At 58.7% G+C, this 23,653-nt stretch carries 17 protein-coding genes, 1 tRNA gene and 1 pseudogene; 15 read left to right on the top strand and 4 right to left on the bottom strand.

The window, feature by feature from the left end; all coding sequences use genetic code 11:
- The 8 genes from CORAM0001_RS01355 (at position 1) to CORAM0001_RS01320 (ending at position 8,426) form a co-directional block, all read left to right on the top strand.
- Positions 1 to 1,176, top strand: coding sequence for a metallophosphoesterase family protein (locus CORAM0001_RS01355; protein WP_005509591.1), 1,176 nt, complete (start codon positions 1 to 3; stop codon positions 1,174 to 1,176).
- Positions 1,177 to 1,179: 3 nt separating this feature from the next.
- On the top strand, positions 1,180 to 3,837 hold the full coding sequence (locus tag CORAM0001_RS01350; RefSeq protein WP_005509555.1) for an ATP-binding protein: 2,658 nt from the start codon (positions 1,180 to 1,182) through the stop codon (positions 3,835 to 3,837).
- Positions 3,838 to 3,851: 14 nt separating this feature from the next.
- On the top strand, positions 3,852 to 4,343 hold the full coding sequence (locus CORAM0001_RS01345; protein WP_005509393.1) for a MarR family winged helix-turn-helix transcriptional regulator: 492 nt from the start codon (positions 3,852 to 3,854) through the stop codon (positions 4,341 to 4,343).
- A 71-nt stretch (positions 4,344 to 4,414) separates the two neighbouring features.
- A complete protein-coding gene (locus CORAM0001_RS01340; protein ID WP_005509415.1) occupies positions 4,415 to 4,867 on the top strand; it encodes a MarR family winged helix-turn-helix transcriptional regulator in 453 nt (150 codons plus the stop codon).
- A gap of 169 nt (positions 4,868 to 5,036) precedes the next feature.
- Positions 5,037 to 6,239, top strand: coding sequence for an ABC transporter substrate-binding protein (locus tag CORAM0001_RS01335; RefSeq protein ID WP_005509388.1), 1,203 nt, complete (start codon positions 5,037 to 5,039; stop codon positions 6,237 to 6,239).
- A gap of 30 nt (positions 6,240 to 6,269) precedes the next feature.
- Positions 6,270 to 7,445, top strand: a complete 1,176-nt coding sequence (locus CORAM0001_RS01330) for a FecCD family ABC transporter permease (RefSeq protein WP_005509669.1) — start codon at positions 6,270 to 6,272, stop codon at positions 7,443 to 7,445.
- A complete protein-coding gene (locus tag CORAM0001_RS01325; protein ID WP_005509556.1) occupies positions 7,445 to 8,236 on the top strand; it encodes an ABC transporter ATP-binding protein in 792 nt (263 codons plus the stop codon). Before CORAM0001_RS01330 ends, CORAM0001_RS01325 begins: the two co-directional genes overlap by 1 nt.
- 117 nt (positions 8,237 to 8,353) lie before the next feature.
- Positions 8,354 to 8,426, top strand: a tRNA-Arg gene (locus CORAM0001_RS01320).
- Positions 8,427 to 8,622: 196 nt separating this feature from the next.
- On the opposite strand, the gene CORAM0001_RS01315 is transcribed toward CORAM0001_RS01320, so the two are convergent.
- The 3 genes and pseudogenes from CORAM0001_RS01315 to CORAM0001_RS01305 form a co-directional block, all read right to left on the bottom strand.
- On the bottom strand, positions 8,623 to 9,366 hold the full coding sequence (locus tag CORAM0001_RS01315) for a LutC/YkgG family protein (protein WP_005509417.1): 744 nt from the start codon (positions 9,364 to 9,366) through the stop codon (positions 8,623 to 8,625).
- Positions 9,367 to 9,368: 2 nt separating this feature from the next.
- Positions 9,369 to 10,967, bottom strand: coding sequence for a LutB/LldF family L-lactate oxidation iron-sulfur protein (locus CORAM0001_RS01310; protein ID WP_005509540.1), 1,599 nt, complete (start codon positions 10,965 to 10,967; stop codon positions 9,369 to 9,371).
- A pseudogene (locus CORAM0001_RS01305) lies at positions 10,967 to 11,756 on the bottom strand ((Fe-S)-binding protein). The gene CORAM0001_RS01310 and the pseudogene CORAM0001_RS01305 overlap by 1 nt, the downstream one beginning before the upstream one ends.
- Positions 11,757 to 12,020: 264 nt before the next feature.
- Between CORAM0001_RS01305 and argS the strand changes: the two are divergent.
- From argS to thrB, 4 genes are all read left to right on the top strand, one after another.
- Entirely contained in the window at positions 12,021 to 13,622 is a 1,602-nt protein-coding gene (argS, locus tag CORAM0001_RS01300) for an arginine--tRNA ligase (RefSeq protein WP_425265854.1), read from the top strand.
- A gap of 65 nt (positions 13,623 to 13,687) precedes the next feature.
- Positions 13,688 to 15,106, top strand: a complete 1,419-nt coding sequence (gene lysA / locus CORAM0001_RS01295) for a diaminopimelate decarboxylase (protein ID WP_005509544.1) — start codon at positions 13,688 to 13,690, stop codon at positions 15,104 to 15,106.
- The gene (locus CORAM0001_RS01290; protein ID WP_005509536.1) at positions 15,103 to 16,437 is read left to right on the top strand and encodes a homoserine dehydrogenase; all 1,335 of its coding nucleotides are present in this window, start codon (positions 15,103 to 15,105) and stop codon (positions 16,435 to 16,437) included. The genes lysA and CORAM0001_RS01290 overlap by 4 nt, the downstream gene beginning before the upstream one ends.
- Entirely contained in the window at positions 16,438 to 17,364 is a 927-nt protein-coding gene (gene thrB / locus CORAM0001_RS01285; RefSeq protein ID WP_005509404.1) for a homoserine kinase, read from the top strand.
- A 45-nt stretch (positions 17,365 to 17,409) separates the two neighbouring features.
- Here the strand turns inward: thrB and CORAM0001_RS01280 are convergent, their stop codons facing one another.
- Entirely contained in the window at positions 17,410 to 19,128 is a 1,719-nt protein-coding gene (locus CORAM0001_RS01280; protein ID WP_005509674.1) for a long-chain fatty-acid--CoA ligase, read from the bottom strand.
- 515 nt (positions 19,129 to 19,643) lie between these two features.
- On the opposite strand from CORAM0001_RS01280, the gene rho reads away from it, so the two are divergent.
- The 3 genes from rho to prmC all read left to right on the top strand — a co-directional run bounded on the left by rho (position 19,644) and on the right by prmC (position 23,648).
- Positions 19,644 to 21,578: a transcription termination factor Rho gene (rho, locus tag CORAM0001_RS01275; protein WP_005509366.1), complete on the top strand. Its 1,935-nt coding sequence runs from the start codon at positions 19,644 to 19,646 to the stop codon at positions 21,576 to 21,578.
- 65 nt (positions 21,579 to 21,643) lie between these two features.
- Positions 21,644 to 22,717, top strand: coding sequence for a peptide chain release factor 1 (prfA, locus tag CORAM0001_RS01270; RefSeq protein WP_005509382.1), 1,074 nt, complete (start codon positions 21,644 to 21,646; stop codon positions 22,715 to 22,717).
- Complete coding sequence (prmC, locus tag CORAM0001_RS01265) at positions 22,704 to 23,648, top strand: peptide chain release factor N(5)-glutamine methyltransferase (protein WP_005509472.1); 945 nt, start codon at positions 22,704 to 22,706, stop codon at positions 23,646 to 23,648. Before prfA ends, prmC begins: the two co-directional genes overlap by 14 nt.
- Positions 23,649 to 23,653: the final 5 nt, after the last annotated feature.

The raw sequence follows: 23,653 nt of genomic DNA, 5'->3' as shown, positions 1-23,653 counted from the left end.
ATGAAATTCATTCACACCTCAGATTGGCAACTGGGAATGACTCGGTGGTTCCTAGAGCTCGACGGCGGTGAAGCCCAAGCTAGGTTCCACGAAAGTCGCCTCAACGCCATCGATCGCATCGGCGAGTTGGCGACCAGCGAAGGCGCTGAGTTCATTGTCGTCGCTGGAGACGTGTTCGATTCCAACACACTGCCGGACAAGGTGTTCCTGCGGGCTCTTGAGCGAATCGCCAAGTTACCGGTGCCGGTGTATCTCCTACCCGGCAACCATGATGCGCTCGATGCCTCTTCCATTTTTCGACGTAGCGCTTTCGAATCTTTGGAAGACCGAGGAGTTTACGTAATTCGAGACAGCGAGCCCATTTCCATCCGTGACGGGGTGGAACTCATCGGTGTGCCAGTACGCGGCAAGTATTCGGCAGATGACATCGTGGCGGAAATAGCCACGGAGCTTGAGCCCGCCGATGGAATTCGAGTGATGGTCGCACACGGCCAAGTAGAGGGCTTTGGTGCTGATGCAGGCGCCACCATTGATTTGACCAGCTTGGAACAAGCTATTGACCGTGGGGCGTTGCACTATGTTGCGCTGGGGGATTCCCACTCCACGAGCCGACTCGATCATGTTGGCAGAATTTATTTCTCCGGCGCACACGAAACCACAGCGTATGACGACAAAGAACGGGATTCCGGCAATGCGCTAGTCGTCGAAATCGCAGAGGATGACCCCGTAAAAGGCTCAGTTACCGTGGCCTCCCACCGAGTGGGGCAGTGGGCTTTTCATGCCATCGACATGGATATCACTGGCGCGGAAGACCTCGATGAGTTTTTTGCTGAGCTGGACGGTATCGAGGCGAAGACAGACACAGCGGTGAAGTATTCATTGCGAGGAACCGTGACACTGTCAGAGTCGACTACCTTTGAAAACCGACTTGAGCAGTATCAACAGCTTTTCGCTGCACTTTATCGCCGGGAAAGTGGCTCCGATTTGACGGTGGTTCCGTCCGAGGGGGATATCTCTAATCTCAATCTCACCGGTTATCCGCTCATAGCTGCAGAAAAACTAACGGTCTTGAGTAAAGGACGAACCGAGAGCGGTAGCCCCCTATCAGAATCTGAAGCCACCGCAGCAGCCGATGCGCTTCGCTTGCTGGCCCGCCTGGCAGGAGAGAAGGAATAAATCATGCGTTTTCACGACATCGAATTACACAATGTACGTGCGATTGATTCACTCTCAATCACGGGACTAGCCGAACGCGGTGTGGTAGTGATTTCCGGTGAAAACGAGTCGGGTAAGACGACAATCGCCAAAGCTATTCACGTTGCGCTGACGACAAAATGGAAGTCCAAGTCAAGTGAAGCGCTTAGTCTGAACAGTCACTCCAGCCAGGAAAAGCCGCAGGTTAAGCTCCGGCTGGAGCTTGACGGCTACGAATTTACGCTGGACAAGATCTTTGGTAGCACCAAGGACACCGGCACAATCGTCACCGTCCACTCTCCGTCAGCCGAGGTTCTCAAAGATGACCAGGCGGAAGAGTGGCTGGCCGCCCGAATGCACAATGCAGACACCAAGAACCTGTGGCAGGTCTTCGTTGCCGAGCAGGGGCAAGCACAAAAGACACTCTCCTTGGGCGGGTATGCGCAGGTCACAAGCGCACTGCAGTCGGCATCGGGGCAGCGCGCGGAAACCGCAGAAGAGGTAGGTCTGTTTGAAGCCGTTGAAGCTGAATACGGCAACTATTTCCAAAAAAATGGCAAAGAGCGCAAGCAGCTTACCGACGTAGACAAAGAGCTGACGGAAGCCCAGCAGGTGCGCGACGAAGCGGCGAAAAAGGTCCGGGAATTCGAGGCGCTCAATGAGGAAGCTGCTCGTAATGAAGAAAGCCAACACACACAGCGGGCATCGTTGCCAGAGGCCAAAAACGAAGTCGAGCACTGGGGCCAGGCGCTAGAAGAACTCGAAAAGTTCAGGGTTGCCGTGTCCCAGGCACAGGAGGTCTCTGCAGCGGCGAAGCAGCAGCTGGACTTAGCTAAACAGGCTCAGCAAGAGCGGGAAACCTTCATTCAGCAGGCACAAGATGCCAAGGATCAGCATTCCGCCGCAGAGAAGAAAGTTGCTGAATTTAAGGAAGCGTTCGATAAGGAGGTCGCAGCTTTAAAGAAGGCGCAGGAAAATCGCGATGCGGTTGTGACCGCGTACCGCGAAGCTCGAAAGGCAGAAGAGCTGGCTACAGCTGAAGTCGCATTGGGGGAGAAGCGCGGCTTGGTTGAAGCCCTGTCGAAGCGAGTGGAGAAGCTCGATGCGCTCCGCGCGCAATTGGCAGAGCACAAGGAGGTAATTGCTCGCAATTCCGTTACCGAGGAGGTAATGGAAAAACTGTTGACCTGCGAACGCGAAGTTGCAACAGCCACCGCTGTGCTGGAGGCGTCGAGCCCGAGTGTGCAGCTCTCGGCTAGTAGTGCGCAGGAGGTCACGGTCGACGGCGAGAAAGTGGGGCTCGCTCCGGAGGCTGGGACAGTTCAACGTGCGGTTACTAAACCATTGGTCATCGAAGTTGGCGACGTCACGGTTGCTATCCAGCCCGGAGATGGCTCAGATTCGCAGCAGCGCAAGCTGGAAAAAGCAGAGATATCGCTAAAGGAACAGCTTGAGGCGGCAGGCGCTGATTCTGTCGCGGAAGCACAAAAGGCATACGCACGACGTCGTGAAGCGGAAAAAGCAAAATTCCAGGTGGAGACATCCATAACAGCGGTGTCCGACGGTGTGGAGTATCACCAGCTCATAGCAGAGTTGGACGATGCGAAGGAAGAAGCGCGAGTACACGGCGAGCGGTATCGGGAACTTGCGGGCGAGGATGCGCCGACGGAGATTGACTTGGTAGCGGCAAAGCCGCGGCTGGAAGAAGCCGCAGTGGGGCGTAGGGATGCCGAGTCGGAGCGCGACAATGCTGATATGCGCTTGTCGAAGCTGGAAAAGCGTCCTGCACACGCCAACTATACGAAGGCCAGCAGCGAGCTTGAAGGGGCTCGGTCCGTCCTGAAGGTCCGCGAAGATTCGCTCACGACGGCGCGAGAAAAAGCCTCGGATGCCGAGATCTTTGCTGCGGTGGAAAACCGAGGCAAGGACTTCCAGGTGGCGGAAGAGCAGCTAGCGGCGGCTCAGAAGGAGCTGGCACAGCGGGATGCCGACGATGTGGAGGCATCGCTCGCGGGTGCTAAGCAGCGGCGAGATGCAGTTGAGAAGCGCCTGGCTGAGCTGGAAAAGCGTCGGCAAGAAATTCGGGTGCACTTGGATTATTTCGACAGCGCGAATGAGAAGCTTGCAGCAGCAGAAGGCGTGGTGGAGCGAACACAGCGCGATCGGGACTCAATGCGTCGGCGTGCAGCTGCCGCCAAGACTCTGATGGAGGTAATGACACAGGCACGCGCGGCATCGCGGAATGCGCTGGCTGACCCCTTGCTCCGCAAGCTCGAAGAGTATGGCGGGGGAGTGTTCGGTGCAGGAACCCAGTTCACGATGAACGAGGACTTGCAGATCGAGTCACGGTCTAACGCCGACGGCAGGTTCGATGTCGATGAGCTATCTGGTGGAGCGCAGGAACAGCTGGACATTCTGCTGCGCTTGGCCGTCGCCGGCGTAATGGAGGGCGGACAAGGCGCACCGGTGATTATTGATGATGCATTAGGCTATTCAGACGAACACCGTTTGCGGCGGATGAATAATGCTCTTGCCAAAGCGGGGCGCGATATGCAGGTACTAGTCCTGACGTGCGATGAAGCACGCTTCGATCGTGTGACAGGAGCGGAATTTATGAAAATTCAGGATTTGGTTTCAAGATAGTAGGCTCTGTACACATGCAAGATGTTCCGTGGTTAAGTGATGAAGAACAGCGGTTATGGCGCTCAATTCTGAACGCAAAGCGGGCCGTTGATAGGTCAATCGACCTTCAGCTGCAAGAAACTCTCGATATTTCCACTGCAGACTTTTCGGTTCTGGTTGTTCTCTCCGAGGCTGAAGACAATGTTGTGCGCATGCGCACCCTGTGTGAGTCCCTGGAATGGGACCGCAGCCGAATGTCGCACCAAATTACTCGCATGGAGCGACGGGGACTAGTAACTAAGGAACGCTGCGCCTGCGATAACCGTGGTATCGATGTCACGCTTACTGAACAGGGTCGAACCGTGATTGAGAAGGCGGCGCCGAACCATGTGAAGCTTGTGCGCCATGTTTTGTTTGATGTGCTCGGTGAAAATATCGACTATCAGGGGATTTCCGCTGTGCTCGATAAGATTGCAGAGACCGCCAATGCTACGGTCACCGATTCCGCCGACGGAAAAGCAGAGTAGCCAAAAGTTTTTCTGTGAGTGTTTTCTCATTTGTCTCCGCTTCGAGGCTCTCACCATTAGCCTAGAGCAGTATGAACTCATTTGAATGGCTGAGTGATGATGAACAGCTCTTTTGGCAGTCGATGGTAGCTGCTTTTCGCGAGGTGGAGCGCAATATTGAGCGGAGCCTGCGCACTCGAACCGGGCTGACGTTCGCGGACTTTACCCTGCTCATCGCTCTGCATGAGGTAGAAGATGGGATTCTGCATGTTGACAAGATTTGTGATCGATTGAAGTGGAACCATCCTCGCGCGCTGCTGCATACCAACAGGTTGGAGAAGCGCGGATTTATTCACACCGAAGATCACGGTGAAGACCCGGACTCGGATTATGTCGTCGTCCTAACAGGTGTTGGTCGGCACGTGTTTGCCGAAGCGGCACCGGATTACGTAGACACCGTTCGCGAGGAAGTTATTTCACCACTTGCTAATGAAGACCGCGAAGTGATGCTGAGGTGCTTCCAGGCGGTTCTCGACAGGAAATAAGCCCCTACGCCCTGCTAGTAAAACCACCACTAGCAGGGCGCTTTTTTCGCTCCGCCCCAAGCTGTAAGGTAAGGCGTGCCTAATGCAAAGGGGTGAGTATTCACTTCTCTTTGTGCACCCTAAACACCAAAAAACTACGCAGAGATAAATAGGGCAGAAACAAGAACGCATGAGAGTCAATATTTTCGCCAAGGCTAAAACCGCGCCAAAGACCAAAACTCTGGCCGCAATCGGGTGTGCAGCGCTGAGCTTCGTCGCTACAGCATGCGGTGCGGACGCGGAGTCGAACGAAGCCGCCGACAACAAGGGAGAACTCACTGTCACTGATGTCGCAGGTCGCACTGTGACCTTCGACAAGCAGCCAGAACGAGTCGTGCTCGGTGAAGGCCGCGCCATGTTTGTCACCGCGATGCTTGACCAAGAAAACCCGGGTGACCACGTTGTCGCCATGGGCAGCGATCTGCATTCGGGCGCACCGTCGTTTGAAACCAAGCTTTTCGAGACGAACCCAGAGCTGAAGGACTTGCCGACCATCGGCAATATTGCCAAGGGCGATGTCACAGTGGAGAACCTCATCTCCCACGACCCAGATGTGGTCGTCATGACCCTTGATCATAAGAAGGCCGCGGAGGAGTCTGGTTTCCTCACCAAGCTCGATCAGGCAGGTCTGAAGTACGTATTTACCGACTTCCGTCAGAAGCCCCTGGAGAATACCGCCAAGTCCGTCGAGCTCCTCGGCCAGATCGTCGACGAGCAGGACAATGCCAAGAAGTTCACCGACTTCTACACTAAGCGCGTCAACGAGATCGCCGAACGCGCCGCCAAACTCGAAGACAAGCCAAAGACCTTCGTTTGGCGAGCAGCTGGCCTCAAGGATTGCTGCTCGACCGTCAACAAGTCCAACCTCGGTGACCTCGTCACAGCAGCCGGCGGCGAGAACCTCGGAGACAGCCTCCTCGACACCGAATCGGGCGACGTGACCGCAGAGAAGGTCCTGTCCGTCCAGCCGGAAAAGATCATCGCCACAGGCGGTTCCTGGGCACTGGACCCGAAGAAGCCGGAAATCCTGCCACACGTTGAGCTCGGTTACACCGCCACCCCAGAGACCGCACAGCGCACTCTGGAAGGTCTGCTGAAGACGCCGGGTTTTGACACCCTGACCGCGCCGAAGAAGGGGGACCTGTACGCCGCCTTCCACCAGTTCTACGACTCGCCGTACAACGTCTTCGCCCTCGAGCAGTTCGCTAAGTGGATTCACCCCGAAGAGTTCGCTGACCTCGACCCAGTCGCTGACTTCGCCAAGTTCCACAAGGACTACCTGCCCTTCGAACTCAGCGGCACCTTCTTCACCGCGCTGGAGCCGACCAAGTAACCCATCTTCCACCATCGAAGAAGGAATCAGATGACTTACACCAATCTGCACGCTCCCGCGTCAGGGCTTGACGACGAACCCCGCGAACCCACCTCCACCAATGACAGAGGTGGTCAAGAGTCGCAGCCCGCCACCGAACAGCACGAGTGTCCGTCGTCAAGCACGACCTACGACTCTGCGCGACAGTACCGACGACGCTCAGCCCGGAAGATTGCCGTTATTGCGGTGCTGGTGGGTCTGGCCGTGTGCGCGTTTGTAGTGGCGACAATCGTGGGGCCGATGTCACTGAGTGTGGGGGATGTCGTCCGGGGCATCGTGAGCCCGAATGATGTTGACGAAACCACTCGTACGGTGCTGTGGAAGCTGCGCCTGCCTGCATCAGTGATGGCAGTGCTGATTGGTGCAGCGCTGTCGCTTGCCGGCGCACAGATGCAGACAATCCTCGACAACCCTCTGGCGGAGCCGTTTACGCTCGGTATTTCGGCTGCAGCGGCTTTCGGTGGGGCGGCATCGATTGTGCTGGGCTGGGTAATCATTCCGCATGCGCAGTTCAACTTAGCGGCTGTGGCCTGGGTATCATCCGTCGTCGCTGTGGCGATTGTGGCGGCGGCGTCGGTATGGCGCGGCTCGGGTAAGGAATCGATGATTCTGCTGGGTATTGGTCTCGTTTTTCTATTCCAAGCGCTGTTGGCGCTGTTGCAATACCGCGCGACTACCGAGGCTCTCCAGCAGATTGTGTTCTGGACAATGGGCTCGCTACAGCGCGCGAACTGGGTGGCTAACGGCATCATTGCGGCAGCGCTGCTGATCGCCGTTCCGTTCACCATCCGCTATGCGTGGGCGCTGACGGTGCTGCGACTTGGCGATGCCCGCGCAAAAGCCGTGGGCATCAATGTGGATAGGCTGCGCATTGCGACGCTGATTGTAGCCTCGCTGCTGGCGGCAACCGCAGTGGCCTTTGCCGGCATCATCGGCTTCATCGGACTGGTCGGCCCACACATTGCGCGCATGCTGGTCGGTGAAGAACAGCGCTTCTTTGCCCCTGCATCGATGGCGGCAGGCGCGGCGCTGCTTGCGGCAGCTCATGCGGTATCCATCACGGTGGTGCCGGGTGTGGCAGTGCCGATTGGCATCATTACCGCAATCGTCGGTGTCCCATTCTTTGTTGGCTTGGTTTTCCTGCGTAAGAGGACGGTGTGGAACTAATGGGCGTATTTCTCGATGTCAAGGAAGTAGCCGCAGGCTATGGCAAGCGGAAGGTGCTGCGCGGGGCATCAATACGCACGCTGAAACCAGGTACGGTGACGGGTTTGCTCGGCCCAAACGCTGCGGGCAAGTCCACACTGATGACCGCCCTGGCGGGGATTCGAAAGCCCATGTCCGGGGAGATTGTGCTGACTCGTGACAGTGAGCGGGTCATCGGCTCCGAACTGCGCGATGTCGTCGGCTACGTGCCCCAGGATTTGCCAGCAAGTGCCTCGCTGACCGCGTTTGAATCGGTGTTGGTCTCTGGGCGGCGCGCCGGGCGTCTGCGCGTGCGCGGCTCCGAGATTGAGCACACGGCGGCGGCTCTCCGCAAGGTTGGTATTGAGCACCTTGCCGACCGCTTCGTCGGCGAGCTCTCCGGCGGTCAGCGTCAGCTCGTCGCCGTCGCGCAGATGTTTGTCCGCGATCCCGAGGTCATGCTTCTCGACGAACCCACCTCCGCCCTCGACCTGCGCCACCAGGTGGAACTCCTACAGCTCGTCCGCGCGGAGGTCACCTCACGGAGCTCCTTGGCGCTCGTCGCAATCCACGATCTCAATCTCGCCGCCCGCTACTGCGATGAGCTTGTCATGCTTCACGACGGCCACGTGGTTGCCCAGGGGAGTCCTGCTGATGTTCTCGCTCCGGACCTTTTGGCCCGCGTCTATGGAATTCGAGCCCGCGTGCTTGATGACGAAGGCGTGCCCGTGGTGTGTCCTATTGAGGAAGACCAGGTTTCTGAGGCCGCATAGTTGGATCCATAGTGGACTGCACCGTGGAGTTTTGGCTGGGGTGCGGGGCATTTCGCTAATCGTCCCAGCCAAGTGGTAACATCTCTTCTCGTTGCACTTGTTGTACTTGTGCCACAAGCCCCCGTAGCTCAGTGGATAGAGCGCCGGTTTCCGGTACCGAAGGTCGGAGGTTCGACTCCTCTCGGGGGCACGTTTTATCCCTTAAGCGGTCAGGTTCGATTAGATTCGCCTGGTTGCTTTAGGGATTTTTGTTTTCGGGTGCACCTGGAATCTGCCATTGGGGCGATAGACAGCGGCTGCGCACCGTACTCCGTTCGATTCGAACCACTCATCGCTGCGTGTGAATCCCGTGTGCGAGTCGCTCATGACAATTCTCCTTGGTGCTACTACCCAGCGATAATCACAATCAGCGTGCGCGGACCATGAACACCTTCGACTCGGGAAAGCTCGATGTCCGAGGTCGCAGAAGGCCCCGAAATCATAGTGATTGGAGCGGTGGGATCGCTCTCGCGTAGACGGGAAATTGCCTCCGGGATACCGTAGACGACCGTGGAAGTGGGCACAACGCAGATGTGAATATCTGGTACCAAGGTCAGCGCGCGGCGCCCAGAAGTGGCCGAACCGTCCAGGAAAATGGTGCCGGTCTCGGCGCAGGTGACAGCAGAGCTGGTGACAATCGCGTCGAGCTCGTCCAGCGCTTCGGCGGTGAAACCGGTGTCGACGCGCAGTTCAACCGACGAATCGGCAGCAGCTGACTCATCAACAGCGCCACCCAACCCCGCAACCCACTCGCGGTCTAGGCCTTCGGGAATACCAATCAACGAGGCCCCGACATCAGCAATTGCCTTCTTCACAGCCTCATTGATGTCGGTTGCCGAGCTGCCACAGCGGCGCACGTCGGCTTTGTAATCGGCGATGCGCTCGTCGGCAAGCGAAATGATCTCTTTGGCCGTCAGGTTGGAGGAGCGCTCGTAGTCGCGTGGGATGTCGAAATGCGCGCCGGGCTCGCCAGGGATGATGCCCACGTCAGAGGCCAAATCACGGCCTTCGAAGGCGATTTTCTGAGCATTGCGGATACGCTCGAGGATTTCGCTCTTGGCAATGTTCGCGGATGCTGAGGAGTGGGGCATAGCTAGGCCTCCTTGTTGGTCGCGTCAGACTTGCCGGATGTGTCGGACGAGTCAGATTGATCAGAACCTGACAGCCCATTAATCTTCGTCGGAACCTGATTGGCCGATTCGCGTGCCAGCTGCGTCGAGAAATCCGCCGAACCCCACAGTGAGCGGAACGGCTTCTTCGGCGGAACCGGGGTATCACGCGCATCGGACCATCCGCTGAGGAAGAGCGGCAGGGCGTGAATCTCGCCGTCCTTCAACCCGAGTACGCGGGCGAGGGAGGCCATCTTTGCGCTCATGTTCCACAGCTTCTGATTGCCCATGATGAACCCGAGTGTGGCAAACAGCTTGCCCTCCACCGGCGGGCGGTGTTCCGTGACCTTACGGTGGCGCAGCTCCAGCAGTGCCGCAGGGATGTCAATTCGCACCGGGCAGACCTCAAAGCAAGCCCCGCACAGCGAAGACGCATAGGGCAGCGAAGCATTCGGATCATCGTAGGAATCCATGCCAGTGAGCTGCGGGGACAAAATCGCACCAATCGGGCCCGGGTAGACCGAACCGTAAGCGTGCCCGCCCACGTGTTCATAAACAGGGCAGATATTCAGGCATGCCGAGCAGCGAATGCACTTCAGCGCTTCACGCCCAATCGGATCGGCAAGAGTGGCCGAGCGCCCATTGTCCAGCAACACAATGTGGAAATTCTTCGGGCCGTCGCCGTCCGTCGTTCCCGTCCACAGAGAGGTGTAGGGATTCATACGCTCGCCTGTCGACGACCGTGGCAGTAGCTGCAAGAAGACTTCCAAGTCCTGGAAGGTGGGAAGCAACTTCTCAATACCCATCACCGAAATCAGTGTTTCCGGCAGTGTGAGACACATACGGCCGTTGCCCTCAGATTCGACGACGGCCACAGTACCGGTTTCGGCCACACCGAAGTTGGCGCCGGAAATTGCAACCTTGGCCTCCATAAACTGCTCGCGCAGGAACTTACGGGATGCCTCGGCCAGCTCGGCCGGATTGGCTTTCAGGTCCGGGTCGACTCCGGGGATTCCATTGAGGAAGATCTCGCGGATATCCTCGCGATTGCGGTGGATAGCAGGAACCAGGATGTGGCTCGGCATATCGTCGGCAAGCTGAACGATGAGTTCCGCCAAGTCGGTTTCGCGGGCGGTGATGCCGGCGTCGGCAAGCGCTTCGTTCAAGCCGATTTCCTGCGTGGCCATCGACTTAATCTTGACGACCTTTTCTTCACCGGTCTCTTTCACCAAGTCCGTGATGATGCGGTTTGCCTCGGCGGCATCGCGCGCCCAGTGGACGTGACCGCCGGCGTCCGTAACCGACTCTTCGAACTGCTCCAGCAGTTCCGGCAGACGCGCCATAACATCGCGCTTGATGTGGCTGCCTGCGAGCCGTAGCTGCTCCCAGTCATTCTTCTCGGCTACGACGTGCGCGCGCTTCTTACGAATCGAACGCGTGGCATGACCGACATTTTCGCGCATGCGAGTGTTCTTGAGTTCCTCGTGCGCGGCGGCCGTGAACCCGCGCGTACCACGTAGATGCCCGACGTTGTGCGGTGCGCGTGGAGGAAGGGCTGGCATGCCGACGTTAATTGCGACCATTACTGTTCACCTCGCAGGGAAGCCTCTTGGCGGTTGCGCACATCAAACGGGGTCTCCTTGGTGGAGGCCAGAATCTCGGCCATGTGGATGGCGTGCACGCCGGAGTCCTGGCGACGCAGCGCGCCACCGATATTGAGCAAGCAGGAAGCATCGCCAGCGGTGACGAACTCCGCTTCCGTAGCGCGGATATTGGCTGTCTTGTCGGCAACCATTGCAGCAGAGGTCTCCGCATTCTTCACCGAGAAGGTGCCGCCGAAACCGCAGCACTCCGCCGCGCCGGGCAGCTCGCGCAGGTCGATTCCATCGACTGCACTGAGCAGCCGCCACGGGCGGTCACCCACCTTGAGCACCCGCAAACTGTGGCAGGTGGAGTGGTAGGTCACTGAGTGGGGGGAAAAAAGCACCGACGTCAGTCACACCAGCGATATCGGTGATGAACTCGGAGAGATCCAGTGTCTTGTTCGCGCAGGCCTGTGCCGCATGGACTTGGGCACGAGTACCGTAGCGGCCCGCAATCATCGGATGCTGGTGGCGAACGGCACCGGCGCAGGAACCGGACGGGGCGACAACGTAGTCAATCGAGGAATCTGCAAAAGCATCAGCGTAGGTGTCCAGCTGAGGAAGGACTTCCTTCTGGTATCCGGTGTTGACGTGCATTTGGCCGCAGCAGGTTTGTTGTGGTGGAAAGACCACATCGCATCCTAGACGCGTGAGAACTCTGGCGGTCGCACTCACTGCATCTGGAAACATCATGTCCCCGATGCAGGTCGCGAAAAGTGCTACTTTCACGGTCGCTCCAAAATGGGTTGAGGGGTAAGGCAATAATTTCCTACCTGAATGCTACGCCTAGACCCGGATTAAATCTGTTCTCAACTTGAATTCGGCTGGATCGTGAAAGGGGCGTAGGGCAGCCGGATGCGGTGGCCTGCAGATACCCCTCAAAACAATCTTTTGGTGGCTGATGTTTCCACGACTGCGATTGACCTAATAGGATAGGCAATCGTGAATCCTGCTGATCTTGCTGTACTAGTCCGAAAAGTCACCGTCGAGGTTTTGACTTCCCACGATGCCGATGTCTCTATCGTGCCGGAAAACCCGACCGTCGAGCGTCCGCGTAACCCTGAGCACGGCGACTACGCAACCAATATCGCCATGCAGCTGGGCAAGCGTGTCGGCATGGTGCCGCGTGACTTGGCAACTGAAATTGCCACAGCACTCGGCGCTTCTGAAGGGATCGATGAAGCAATCATCGCAGGCCCGGGCTTTATTAACATTCGCCTGGCCTCCGATGCCCAGGGCAAGATCGTCGAGGAGGTCCTGGCAGCGGGGGAGAAGTGGGGTCATGCCGACTTCAACTCCAACCTCGACGTGAACCTGGAGTTTGTCTCCGCAAATCCGACCGGGCCAATCCACCTGGGTGGTACTCGCTGGGCAGCAGTCGGTGACGCTCTCGGTCGTGTCCTGTCCGCCACCGGTGCCAAGGTCACCCGTGAGTACTACTTCAATGACCACGGTCGCCAGATTGACCGCTTCTCCGACTCCCTGGTTGCAGCCGCTCGCAACCAGCCGACTCCGGAAGATGGCTACGGCGGAGAGTACATCCAAGACATCGCCGCTGCCGTGCTGGAGAAGAACCCGCAGGCACTCGAGGGCTCTGAGGAAGAGGTTCAGGAGCACTTCCGCGCCATCGGCGTGGACATGATGTTCGAGCACATCAAGGAATCTCTGCACGAGTTCGGCACCGACTTCGACGTTTACTTCCACGAAAACTCGCTGTTCGAGTCCGGTCAGGTGGAAGCAGCTGTCAATTCCCTGAAGGAAAACGGCAAGCTCTACGAAGCTGACGGCGCATGGTGGCTGAAGTCCACCGATTACGGTGACGACAAGGACCGCGTGGTCATCAAGTCCGACGGCGACGCAGCCTACATCGCAGGTGACATCGCATACGTTAAGAACAAGTTCGACCGCGGCCACAACCTATGCATTTACATGCTGGGTGCCGATCACCACGGCTACATCGCGCGTCTGCGCGCCGCCGCTGCCGCGCTCGGCTACAACGCCGACGGCGTCGAGGTACTCATCGGTCAGATGGTCAACTTGCTTCGCGACGGCAAGGCCGTCCGGATGTCCAAGCGTGCGGGCACAGTGGTCACCTTGGACGACCTGGTTGAGTCCATCGGTGTCGATGCTGCTCGCTACTCGCTAATCCGTTCCTCCGTCGACTCCAGCCTGGATATTGACCTGGGGCTATGGGCTTCGCAGTCCAGCGACAACCCGGTCTACTATGTCCAGTACGGCCACGCTCGTCTGTGCTCAATCGGTCGCCGTGCCGAAGAGACCGGTGTGACCAGCGAAGGCGCTGACTTCTCCCTGCTGGTAGAGGACCACGAAGGTGAGCTCATCCGCACTATCGGTGAGTTCCCGGCCATCATCAAGTCTGCTGCTGACCTGCGGGAACCACACCGCATTGCCCGTTACGCTGAGCAGCTCGCCGGTGTCTTCCACCGCTTCTACGACACCTGCCAGATTCTGCCAAAGGCAGACGAAGAGGTATCCGAGCTGCACCGTGCTCGTCTCGGCCTGGCTGAGGCTACCCGCCAGACGCTGGCCAATGCTCTGCAGCTGCTCGGTGTTACCGCACCTGAGCGCATGTAGTCGAACGCGCCCGTAAAACTACACCCCGTTGCTCCGTCCGGGTAACGGAGAAAGAGAGCTGTTTCGTGCCTATCGACGGCAATGGTTTCGAACTGGGTGGTTACACCCGACCCGATTCCACCCAATTTAATGAACTACCAGCGCATGTCTGGCCAACTACCGCCCGTCGTCGGGACGCTGACGAAGAGAATCCCGGCTCGGTGGAGATTGGCGGCGTGAGCCTGGTCGACATTGCCAAGGAATTTGGCACGCCGGTTTTTGTCGTCGATGAGCAGGACTTCCGCTCCCGCTGCCGCTCGATGGCCAAGGCTTTCCGCGGCGCGGAGAATGTCCACTACGCATCCAAGGCTTTCCTGTCGAAGACCATTGCCCGCTGGGTAATGGAGGAGGGGCTGCATCTCGATGTCGCCTCGGGCAACGAGATGGCTATCGCTCTGGCTGCGGGCTTCCCAGCCAAGGACATGACCTTCCACGGCAATAACAAGTCCACCGCTGAGCTGCGTGATGCTATCTCCGCTGGCGTGGGAAAGATTGTGCTTGACTCCCGTTCGGAGCTGCGTCGCCTGTCCCAGGTGGCGGCTGAAGCAGGCGTGGTGCAGGATGTGCTCGTCCGCGTGAAGCCCGGCGTGGAAGCGCACACCCACGAGTTCATCGCTACCGCGCATGAGGATCAGAAGTTTGGCTTTTCCCTCGCGTCCGGTTCGGCGCTGGAGGCCTCCAGCCTCGTGGAAGAAGACGAGAACCTGCGTTTAGTCGGCCTGCACTGCCACATCGGCTCTCAGATTGTCGATTCCGACGGTTTCATTCTCGCCGCCGAGCGCGTGTTCTCACTGGTGGAAAAGCTGGTCGAACGCCACGGCACTGAAATCTCGGAACACTTCAACACTCTCGACCTCGGCGGCGGTTTCGGTATCGCCTACACCGCAGGCGAGCAGCCCCTGGACGTTGCTCCGCTTGCCGACGAGATTCTCACTGCCGTGGACAAGCTTGCGCAGCGTATCGGCATTGCGGCTCCGACAGTGGCCGTTGAACCAGGTCGTGCCATCGTTGGCCCGTCCATGGTCACCGTGTACGAAGTGGGTACTTTGAAGGATGTGACCATCGATGATGGCATGACCCGTCGTTACGTATCGGTCGATGGCGGAATGAGCGACAATATTCGTCCGGCGCTTTATGGCTCGAACTATGATGGTCGCGTCGTTAATCGCGAGGTGTCCGGTTCCAGGATTCCCACCCGCGTCGTCGGAAAGCACTGTGAATCGGGAGACATTCTGATTAACGATGCGAACTACCCGAGCGACATTGTCGAGGGGGATCTGTTCGCGCTCGCTGCTACTGGGGCATACTGTTACGCAATGGCCAGCCGCTACAACATGCTGACGCGACCACCAGTAGTGTCGGTATGCGATGGTCAAGTGACCCAAATATTAAGACGAGAAACCGTACAAGACTTACTAAGCCTGGAGTGTGAAACGCCACGATGACTGCCGCAACGAATAATCCTGGAAAGGGCGAGGGCCACAAAGTTGGTGTCGCTATTTTAGGTCTTGGCACAGTCGGTACTGAGGTTTACCGCCTGCTCAACGAGAAGGCTGAGGACTTCGAGCGCCGCATCGGCGGTCCGGTCGAGGTCGTTGGTATTGCTGTGAGCGACAAGACCAAGCCGCGTCCGAATGTGGACGAGGATCTTCTTACCGACGATGCTTTTTCGCTGGTTCAGCGCGATGACGTTGACCTGGTAGTCGAGGTCATCGGCGGCATTGATTACCCACGTCGCGTTGTGCTGGAGGCACTGCGTGCCGGCAAGTCGGTCGTGACCGCCAACAAGGCACTCGTCGCCGCACACGGCGAGGAGCTCTCCGAGGCCGCCGATTCCTCCGGTGTGGATTTGTTCTTTGAAGCAGCTGTGGCCGCCGCTATTCCGGTCGTCGGGCCGCTGCGGCGTTCGCTGGCCGGTGACACGGTCAATACGGTGATGGGCATTGTCAACGGCACTACCAACTTCATCCTTGATGCGATGGACTCCACTGGTGCGGACTACGACGAGATGCTGGCAGAGGCCACCCGCCTGGGTTACGCAGAGGCCGACCCGACTGCAGACGTCGAGGGTCACGATGCCGCTTCCAAGGCAGCTATTTTGGCCAGCCTGGCATTCCACACCCGCGTGACTGCTGATGATGTTCACTGCGAGGGCATTACTGAGATCACCGCTGACGATATTGCAGCCGCCAAGAGCGCAGACTGCACCATTAAGTTGCTGGCTACCTGTGAGCGAGTCACGGACGAAAATGGCAAGGAGTCCATCTCCGCCCGCGTGTACCCAGCGCTGATTCCACGTCGCCACCCGCTGGCAACTGTGCGTGAGTCCTTCAACGCTGTCTTCATTGAGGCCGAGGCCGCTGGTCGCCTGATGTTCTACGGTAATGGCGCTGGTGGTAACCCGACCGCCTCCGCAGTGCTCGGTGACCTTGTTGCAGCTGCTCGCAACATTGTCCACGGTGGTCGCGCACCGGGAGATTCCACCTACGCTAACCTGCCGATTCTCGACTTCGGTGATGTTCGTACCCGCTACCACATCGACCTGCACGTCGACGATCGCGTCGGAGTGCTTGCCGATGTCGCTCGCACCTTCTCTGATCACAACATCTCCCTGCGCACCGTCCGCCAGGAAGAGGGTGCCAACGGTGCTCGACTGGTCATCGTGACCCACAAGGCACTGGAAAAGGATCTGGAAGCAACGGTCGACGAATTGCGTGCCAACGATGCGGTTTTGGCCGTCAACAACGTCATTCGTATCGAAGGAATGGATATCTAAATGGCACAGGAGCTTTTCCCGGGTCAGAAGGTCACCGTCACGGTTGCAGGTTCGTCAGCGAACTTGGGCCCGGGCTTCGACACCCTGGGGTTGGCCGTTGCGCTCTACGACATCGTCGAGGTCGAGGTCATCGAGTCCGGTGTCGTCGTTGAGATTCACGGCGAGGGCGAAGTCGATTTGCCGCGCAACGAATCTAATCTGGTTGTGCGCGCGATTCGCGCGGGCCTTCGCGCCGCAGGTGTCGAGGCACCGGGGCTGAAGGTTATTTGCCACAACACCATTCCGCAGTCGCGCGGTCTGGGCTCTTCCGCAGCCGCCGCCGTCGCTGGTGTCGCTGCCGCTAACGGTCTGGCGGGCTTCCCGCTTACCGACGACCAGGTAATCCAGGAATCCTCGGTCTTTGAGGGCCACCCGGATAACGCTGGTGCATCCGTCCTCGGCGGGGCAGTGGTCAGCTGGACTGACAAGCCTGTCGATGGTCGCACCGCACCTCAGTACCGAGCAGTGAGCATTCCGGTGCATGAGTCCATTCAGGCGACCGCACTCGTACCGGCATTCCACGCCTCCACGAATGCAGTTCGTCAGGTGCTGCCGAGCGATGTTTCGCATGTCGACGCTCGTTTCAATGTCTCCCGTACAGCGGTTATGACCGCAGCGTTGCAGTCCCACCCGGAACTACTGTGGGAGGGAACGCGAGATCGCCTGCACCAGCCGTACCGCTCCGACGTGCTGCCGGTGACCGCAGAGTGGGTCAACCGCCTGCGTAACCGTGGCTACGCGGCATTCCTCTCGGGTGCTGGCCCGACCTGTATGGTTCTGGGAACTACTGCAGTGGATGAGAAGATCTTGGACGATGCCCGCGAGGCTGGCATCAAGGTCATGGAGCTGGGAATCGGCGAGCCAGTTAAGGTCGTAGTCGACGGCTAAGCCGCCGCTGCGGCCCGGTGCCGAGCCGGTGGCTTAGCCTGCCACCTACTTTTCGCCCGGCCCCTTCAGTTTCACGATGCTGTACTGACCTGCGCTCAAGTGCGAGCGCAGGTCTTTCTTGTCGAACTTGCCAACTGAGGTCTTATCGATTGAGTCCACGAAGGCCCAGTACTCCGGCAGCATCCACTTCGGCAGCTTTGGCCGCAGCTCATCGCGGAGCATTTCAGCGGTCTCCTTGCTCGGTTCAACTTCCGGCATCAGCACCGTAATGGCCAGCGGGCGCTCACCCCACTTTTTATCCGGCATGCCGATAATCGCGCACTCGAGTACCTGTGGGCTTTCCATTACGAAGTTCTCCAGCTGAGCAGAGTAGATCCACTCGCCACCGGAACGAATGACATCGCGAGCACGGTCATGAATAGTCAGATAGCCGTCGTGAGTAATCGAGCCGACATCGCCAGTGCGGAGCCACCCGTCCTCGGTGAACTGTTCGCTGGCCTCGTCGACCTCGGCACCGCGGAAGAAGTGCGCGGTGCCTCCATCTTGCGCTTCCGGAGAACTGTAGTAGCCTCCGGTGACTGTGTTGCCGCGCACCTGCAGCTCACCCTGGTTGCGGTCATGCAGGTCGAGCACGCGGTCGTTGTCATCAACAATGCGGAATTGCATGATGTCCGGGAAACGCCCTTGGCTGACTCGGTAGCGTTCGCGAGCCTCACCGGAGGCGCCGTACGGAGGTCGTGCCACGGTACCGATAGGCGAAGTCTCGGTCATGCCCCAGAAGTGGATGACATCGACACCGTAGCGCTCTTCCCACAGTCGAATCAGTGCAGGTGGGACAGGAGAACCGCCCGAGAAAATCTCCTGCAGACTCATGCGCTTCGGAGGATTGCTGAGGTAGTGCGCCATGAGGTTAATCCACAGCGTCGGCACGCCCTGAGCTACGCGCGGCATTGAGGTTTCGATGATTTCCGCCAGGCGTGGTGCGGACAGGTCCGCGCCGGGGAAGATTAGCGACGCCCCGCACATGAAGGAGGCCAGCGGCACGCCCCAGGACAGGACGTGGTAAATCGGCACACAGCACAGCCACGGGTTACCATGCGAAATTGCAAAGGAGTCAGTGGTGCGCATATTCAGGCTGTGCAAGTACAGCGAGCGGTGGCTGTAGACGACACCTTTAGGTGCGCCCTCGGTGCCCGTCGAATAGCACATGGCCGCGCCGGAGTTTTCGTCGAGCTCAGGCCAGTCGAACCGGCTCGGGCGTCCGTCGATGAGTGATTCGTAGGAGTACCACGGGATGCCATCTGGCAGTTGCTCAGCCACGTCGGACAGATCACCAATACCGATAATGATGACAGCGCGGACGCGCGGGCAGTGGGGAAGAACCTCGGCGAGCAGTTCGATTTCGGTCGGGTCCGCGATAATGACCTGGTCATCGGCGTGATTGATAATGTGCACAATCTGATCCGGCATGAGCTGCTTGTTCAGCGGCTGGAATACCGCGCCCATGGAGGCAACGCCGAGGAAGACCTCGAAGTGTTCGGCGCAGTTGTACATCAGGGTAGCGATGCGCTGGTCACCGTCGATGCCGAGCTCATCGCGAAGTGCATGTGCCAGCGCACTAGCGCGCGCAGCGATGGCGGAAAAAGTGGTGGTCTCGGGTCCGTCACTGTTCCAGGAGGTCACCGGAGTCCGACCGTGAATGGTGCGACCATATTCCACGATCTGAGCGATATTGAGAGCAATATGAGGCATCGTACTGCGCATGAGCTCTACAGTACCGACTCGCAGCCCCGCGACCTAGCGAAACGCAGGTGAGAACTAGTGTTGCCACCTGACTATTTGGTGACTATCCTTGGTCAATAGGTCGTTTTCAATACGCGGCTAGATACGTACTTCTTCATGTACTCCGCATGCCGTTGACCTTCGCTGTTGCTCACACAACGCGATGGCGCAACGTGACATTGAAAACACATAAATCAGTAGTGCGACTACATAGTCTTGCGGTGCTGTGGACCTAAAATTTCCTAACCATCTTCAGCCCGGACGCTCGGGTTTGAGATGCGGAAATAATGTAGGCAAGATGCCTCGGTTTAGTTTCAACGTCGAGGTCTTTTGCCTGGCTTTTTCGATAATTTCCCGTCAGCAGCGGATACTTTTCCGCCCGTGGTAAAGGTTCGACGACGGAGCACACACGGTGGCGGGCAGTAAGAACGAAAAAGTGTCAATGACATAGACCCCTGTAGAGAGTGACTGCAGGGAAGGTCGATGAAAGGACATCCGTGACCGATACGGACACCACTGCCACGGCAGGCGGCCCAGGGAATCTAGCGGCCCTCCGAATGGCAGAACTGCGTGAAATCGCTTCCAGCAAGGGCATTCGCGGCATCTCCGCCATGCGCAAGCATGAGTTGATTGAGGCCATTAAGAATGGTGCCCCGGCTGCTGGTTCCGCTCCAGCTCGGAAATCCCGCGCGAAGAAGGCTGCGGCTGGGGCTGCGGATACCGGCTCCAAAGCGAAGGATGCCAAGGAATCGCCGTCGGAAAGCGCGGATAAGGGTTCCGGTAAGGACGCCGACAAGAGCGCCAAGGGCAACGACAAGCGTGACGACGCCAACGCGGAAGGCCGCGAGGAGATGTCCCGCTCTCAGCAGCGTCGAAATCGTCGTAACCGTGCTCGCCAGCGCGAGCAGGAGAATCAGGACGATCGCAGCAACGATAGCCGCGACGATTCCGATAACGGCAATGACCGCGGTGAGCGTAACGACAACCGCGACAACCGCGACAACCGCAACGACCGTAATAACCGCAACGATCGCAACAACCGCGATCGAGACAATGACGATGACGGCCGCGGCAACCGCAACAACCGTCGCGGTCGCAACAACAATCGCAATAACGACCGAAACAACCATGACGATGACGGTCGTGGCAACCGCAACCGCCGCAACCGTCGCAATCGCCGCGACCGTCGCGGACGCGATAACAACGGTGGGGGACACGGCGGTCAGGATGAGATCCGCGAGGACGACGTTCTCCAGCCGGTGGCTGGCATCGTCGATGTGCTGGATAACAAGACCGCATTCGTGCGCACGTCCGGCTACCTGCCGGGCTCTAACGATGTGCTGGTGTCCGCGCAAATGGTTCGTAAGTACGGCCTGCGCAAGGGCGATGCCGTCACGGGGCAGGTCCGCATGCCGCGCGAGAATGGCTCAGGCCAGGTCACTCATGGCAACGGCCGTAATCGGCGCAAGTACAACCCGCTGGTCAAGGTCGAAACCGTAAACGGCCTCGATCCGGAGCAGGCAAAGCAGCGCCCGAACTTCGCTAAGCTCACCCCGCTGTACCCGAACCGTCGCCTGCGTCTGGAGACCGAGCAGAAGATTCTCACCACTCGCGTCATCGACCTGATTATGCCGATTGGTAAGGGTCAGCGTGCGCTCATCGTTTCGCCGCCGAAGGCCGGTAAGACCACGATTCTGCAGAACATTGCGAACGCTATCGCGACGAACAACCCCGAGTGCTACATGATGGTCGTGCTTGTCGACGAGCGCCCGGAGGAAGTCACCGACATGCAGCGCAGTGTCCGTGGCGAGGTTATTGCTTCTACCTTCGACCGCCCGCCGTCAGATCACACGGCAGTGGCCGAGTTGGCTATTGAGCGCGCAAAGCGTCTGGTGGAACAGGGGCAGGATGTCGTCGTACTGCTCGACTCCATCACTCGCCTTGGCCGTGCGTACAACAACTCGTCGCCGGCATCGGGACGAATCCTCTCCGGTGGTGTGGACTCCAACGCTCTGTACCCACCGAAGCGCTTCTTGGGTGCTGCCCGAAACATCGAAGAAGGCGGCAGCCTCACCATCATCGCCACTGCGATGGTGGAGACCGGTTCCGCAGGCGACACCGTCATCTTCGAGGAGTTCAAGGGCACCGGTAACGCCGAGCTGAAGCTCGACCGTAAGATCTCCGAGCGCCGCGTATTCCCGGCAGTGGATGTCAACCCGTCGGGTACTCGTAAGGATGAGCTGCTGCTCAGCACGGAGGAGGCTCGCATTATGCACAAGTTGCGCCGCATCCTCTCTGCGCTGGAGTCGCAGGCTGCTATCGACCTGCTGATTAAGCAGCTGAAGAAGACTCGGAACAATAAGGAATTCCTGATGCAGGTGGCTTCCTCCGCGCCGATGGCCGCCGACGTTGATGTGGACGACATGCTTTAGCTGGGGTTAGCCGCAAACCACAACACCAACTAGCATTTCCCCATCACAATCTGAAGGAATATTCAATGGCTAATCAGGTTTCCGCAGTTGACGATATCCTCTCCGAATATCACGGGCTCGAGGCGCAGCTGGCTGACCCCGAACTGCACAACGACCCGAAGGCTGCCCGAAAGGTCGGCAAGCGCTTCAATGAGTTGCAGCCGGTCATTCAGACTCACAAAAAGCTGACCGAAGTCCAGGATGATCTGGAGGCAGCTCGCGAAATGGCATACGAGGACTCCGAATTCGCAGCAGAGGCTGAGCGCCTCGCCGCCGAGGCAGAGGAACTCGAGGAGAAGCTCGCCGACCTGCTGGCTCCGCGCGATCCGCATGATAGCGATGACATCGTTATGGAGCTCAAGTCCGGTGCCGGCGGTGAGGAGGCAGCGCTCTTCGCAGGTGAGCTCGCTCGCATGTACCAGCGCTATGCCGAAAAGCACGGCTTTACCACCGAAATCCTCGGGCTGTCCGAGTCTGATCTCGGCGGCGTGAAGGACATGACTATGTCCATCCGAGCTAAGACTCCGTCCCGCGACGGTGCGTGGAGCGTGTTCAAGTTTGAAGGTGGTGTCCACCGCGTGCAGCGCGTGCCGGTCACCGAATCGCAGGGGCGTATTCAGACGTCCGCCGCTGGTGTTCTGGTCTACCCGGAGCCCGACGAAGTCGAAGACATCCAGATCGACGAAAAGGATCTGCGTGTCGACGTCTACCGCTCCTCCGGTAAGGGCGGTCAGGGTGTTAACACCACTGACTCCGCCGTTCGCCTCACGCACCTGCCGACTGGTCTCGTCGTTACCTGTCAGAAGGAACGCTCTCAGATTCAGAACAAGGCCCGTGCTATGCAGGTCCTTGCTGCTCGACTGCAGCAGATGAAGGAAGAGGAGATTGCCGAGGCCGCCTCTGACCAGCGTAAGTCTCAGGTACGCAACATGGATCGCTCCGAGCGCATCCGCACTTACAACTTCCCTGAGAACCGCGTTTCCGATCACCGCATCGGCTACAAGGCTCACAACCTGGACTCGGTGCTGGGCGGCGACATGGATGACCTGCTCAAGGCCCTCCACGACGCGGAGCGCGCTGAGCGTCTTGAAGCCGAGTAATCCCACGCCCGCAGAAAATAGCTCGCCGACGTTACCGGATTCCGTCCGTACTCTCGGCGAGCTGTTTCGCTATGCGCGTCGCACGCTTGACGACGCGGCGCTGGCTTCTCCGGATGCCGACGCACGGGCGCTATTCGCAGCCGCAGTCAATGCGGGACCGGCAGACATCATCTTCCGTGGAGACGAACCGTACACCGATGAGGCCGGTCGCAAGCATCTGGCCGAGATGCTGGTCCGCAGAGTGGCTCGTGAGCCACTGCAGCACATCCTCGGTACGGCGCCGATGATGAGCTTGGAACTACAGGTTGGGCCCGGTGTTTTTGTGCCCCGGCCGGAGACGGAACTGCTTGCGCAGTGGGCGATCGATCGAGCCCGTGAACTGGTCGCAAGTGGCGTCGTCAAGCCGAAAATCGTTGACTTGTGTACTGGATCCGGTGCGTTGGCGTTGGCGATTGCCGATGCCGTACCCGAAGCGGACGTGGTGGCTGTGGAGCTCTCTGAGCGGGCACGGGCGTGGGCTGCGAAGAATATCGAGACGTACGGCGATGGGCGTGTGCGTCTGATTGCTGGCGATGTTACGGATGATCAGCTGATTGATGATGGTGGTGAGCTCGCAGATTGGGTAGGCGAGACCGACATTGTTGTGTCCAACCCTCCATATGTGCCCGAAGACACCGAGGTTACCCCCGAGGTGAGAGCTGATCCGCACTCTGCGGTTTTTGGCGGCGACGATGGGCTAGATGTCATTCGACCTATGATGAACCTAGTGGATGCGCTGGTGCGGTCGGGTGGAGTCATCGGCATTGAGCACGATGACTCTTCGGGAGACGATGTCAGTTCACTGCTGAAGGACACCTGGGATTACGCTGATGTAGAGGTCCGCCGTGACTTTGCAGGCCGTGATCGTTTTACGGTGGGACGCAAGAATTGATCTTA

It is taken from the genome of Corynebacterium amycolatum SK46, from assembly GCF_000173655.1.
Lineage (GTDB): Bacteria > Actinomycetota > Actinomycetes > Mycobacteriales > Mycobacteriaceae > Corynebacterium > Corynebacterium amycolatum_A.
The sequence above is the reverse complement of the archived record's forward strand: the minus strand, read 5'-3'. Positions and strand labels throughout refer to the sequence as shown.

Coding starts and splice junctions, on each gene's coding strand:
- CORAM0001_RS01330 (WP_005509669.1), top strand. CDS start 6,270: ATGACTTACACCAATCTGCACGCTCCCGCGTCAGGGCTTGACGACGAA.
- CORAM0001_RS01310 (WP_005509540.1), bottom strand. CDS start 10,967: ATGGTCGCAATTAACGTCGGCATGCCAGCCCTTCCTCCACGCGCACCG.
- prfA (WP_005509382.1), top strand. CDS start 21,644: ATGGCTAATCAGGTTTCCGCAGTTGACGATATCCTCTCCGAATATCAC.
- CORAM0001_RS01290 (WP_005509536.1), top strand. CDS start 15,103: ATGACTGCCGCAACGAATAATCCTGGAAAGGGCGAGGGCCACAAAGTT.
- CORAM0001_RS01340 (WP_005509415.1), top strand. CDS start 4,415: ATGAACTCATTTGAATGGCTGAGTGATGATGAACAGCTCTTTTGGCAG.
- CORAM0001_RS01345 (WP_005509393.1), top strand. CDS start 3,852: ATGCAAGATGTTCCGTGGTTAAGTGATGAAGAACAGCGGTTATGGCGC.
- CORAM0001_RS01350 (WP_005509555.1), top strand. CDS start 1,180: ATGCGTTTTCACGACATCGAATTACACAATGTACGTGCGATTGATTCA.
- CORAM0001_RS01280 (WP_005509674.1), bottom strand. CDS start 19,128: ATGCGCAGTACGATGCCTCATATTGCTCTCAATATCGCTCAGATCGTG.
- CORAM0001_RS01355 (WP_005509591.1), top strand. CDS start 1: ATGAAATTCATTCACACCTCAGATTGGCAACTGGGAATGACTCGGTGG.
- CORAM0001_RS01315 (WP_005509417.1), bottom strand. CDS start 9,366: ATGCCCCACTCCTCAGCATCCGCGAACATTGCCAAGAGCGAAATCCTC.
- thrB (WP_005509404.1), top strand. CDS start 16,438: ATGGCACAGGAGCTTTTCCCGGGTCAGAAGGTCACCGTCACGGTTGCA.
- CORAM0001_RS01335 (WP_005509388.1), top strand. CDS start 5,037: ATGAGAGTCAATATTTTCGCCAAGGCTAAAACCGCGCCAAAGACCAAA.
- CORAM0001_RS01325 (WP_005509556.1), top strand. CDS start 7,445: ATGGGCGTATTTCTCGATGTCAAGGAAGTAGCCGCAGGCTATGGCAAG.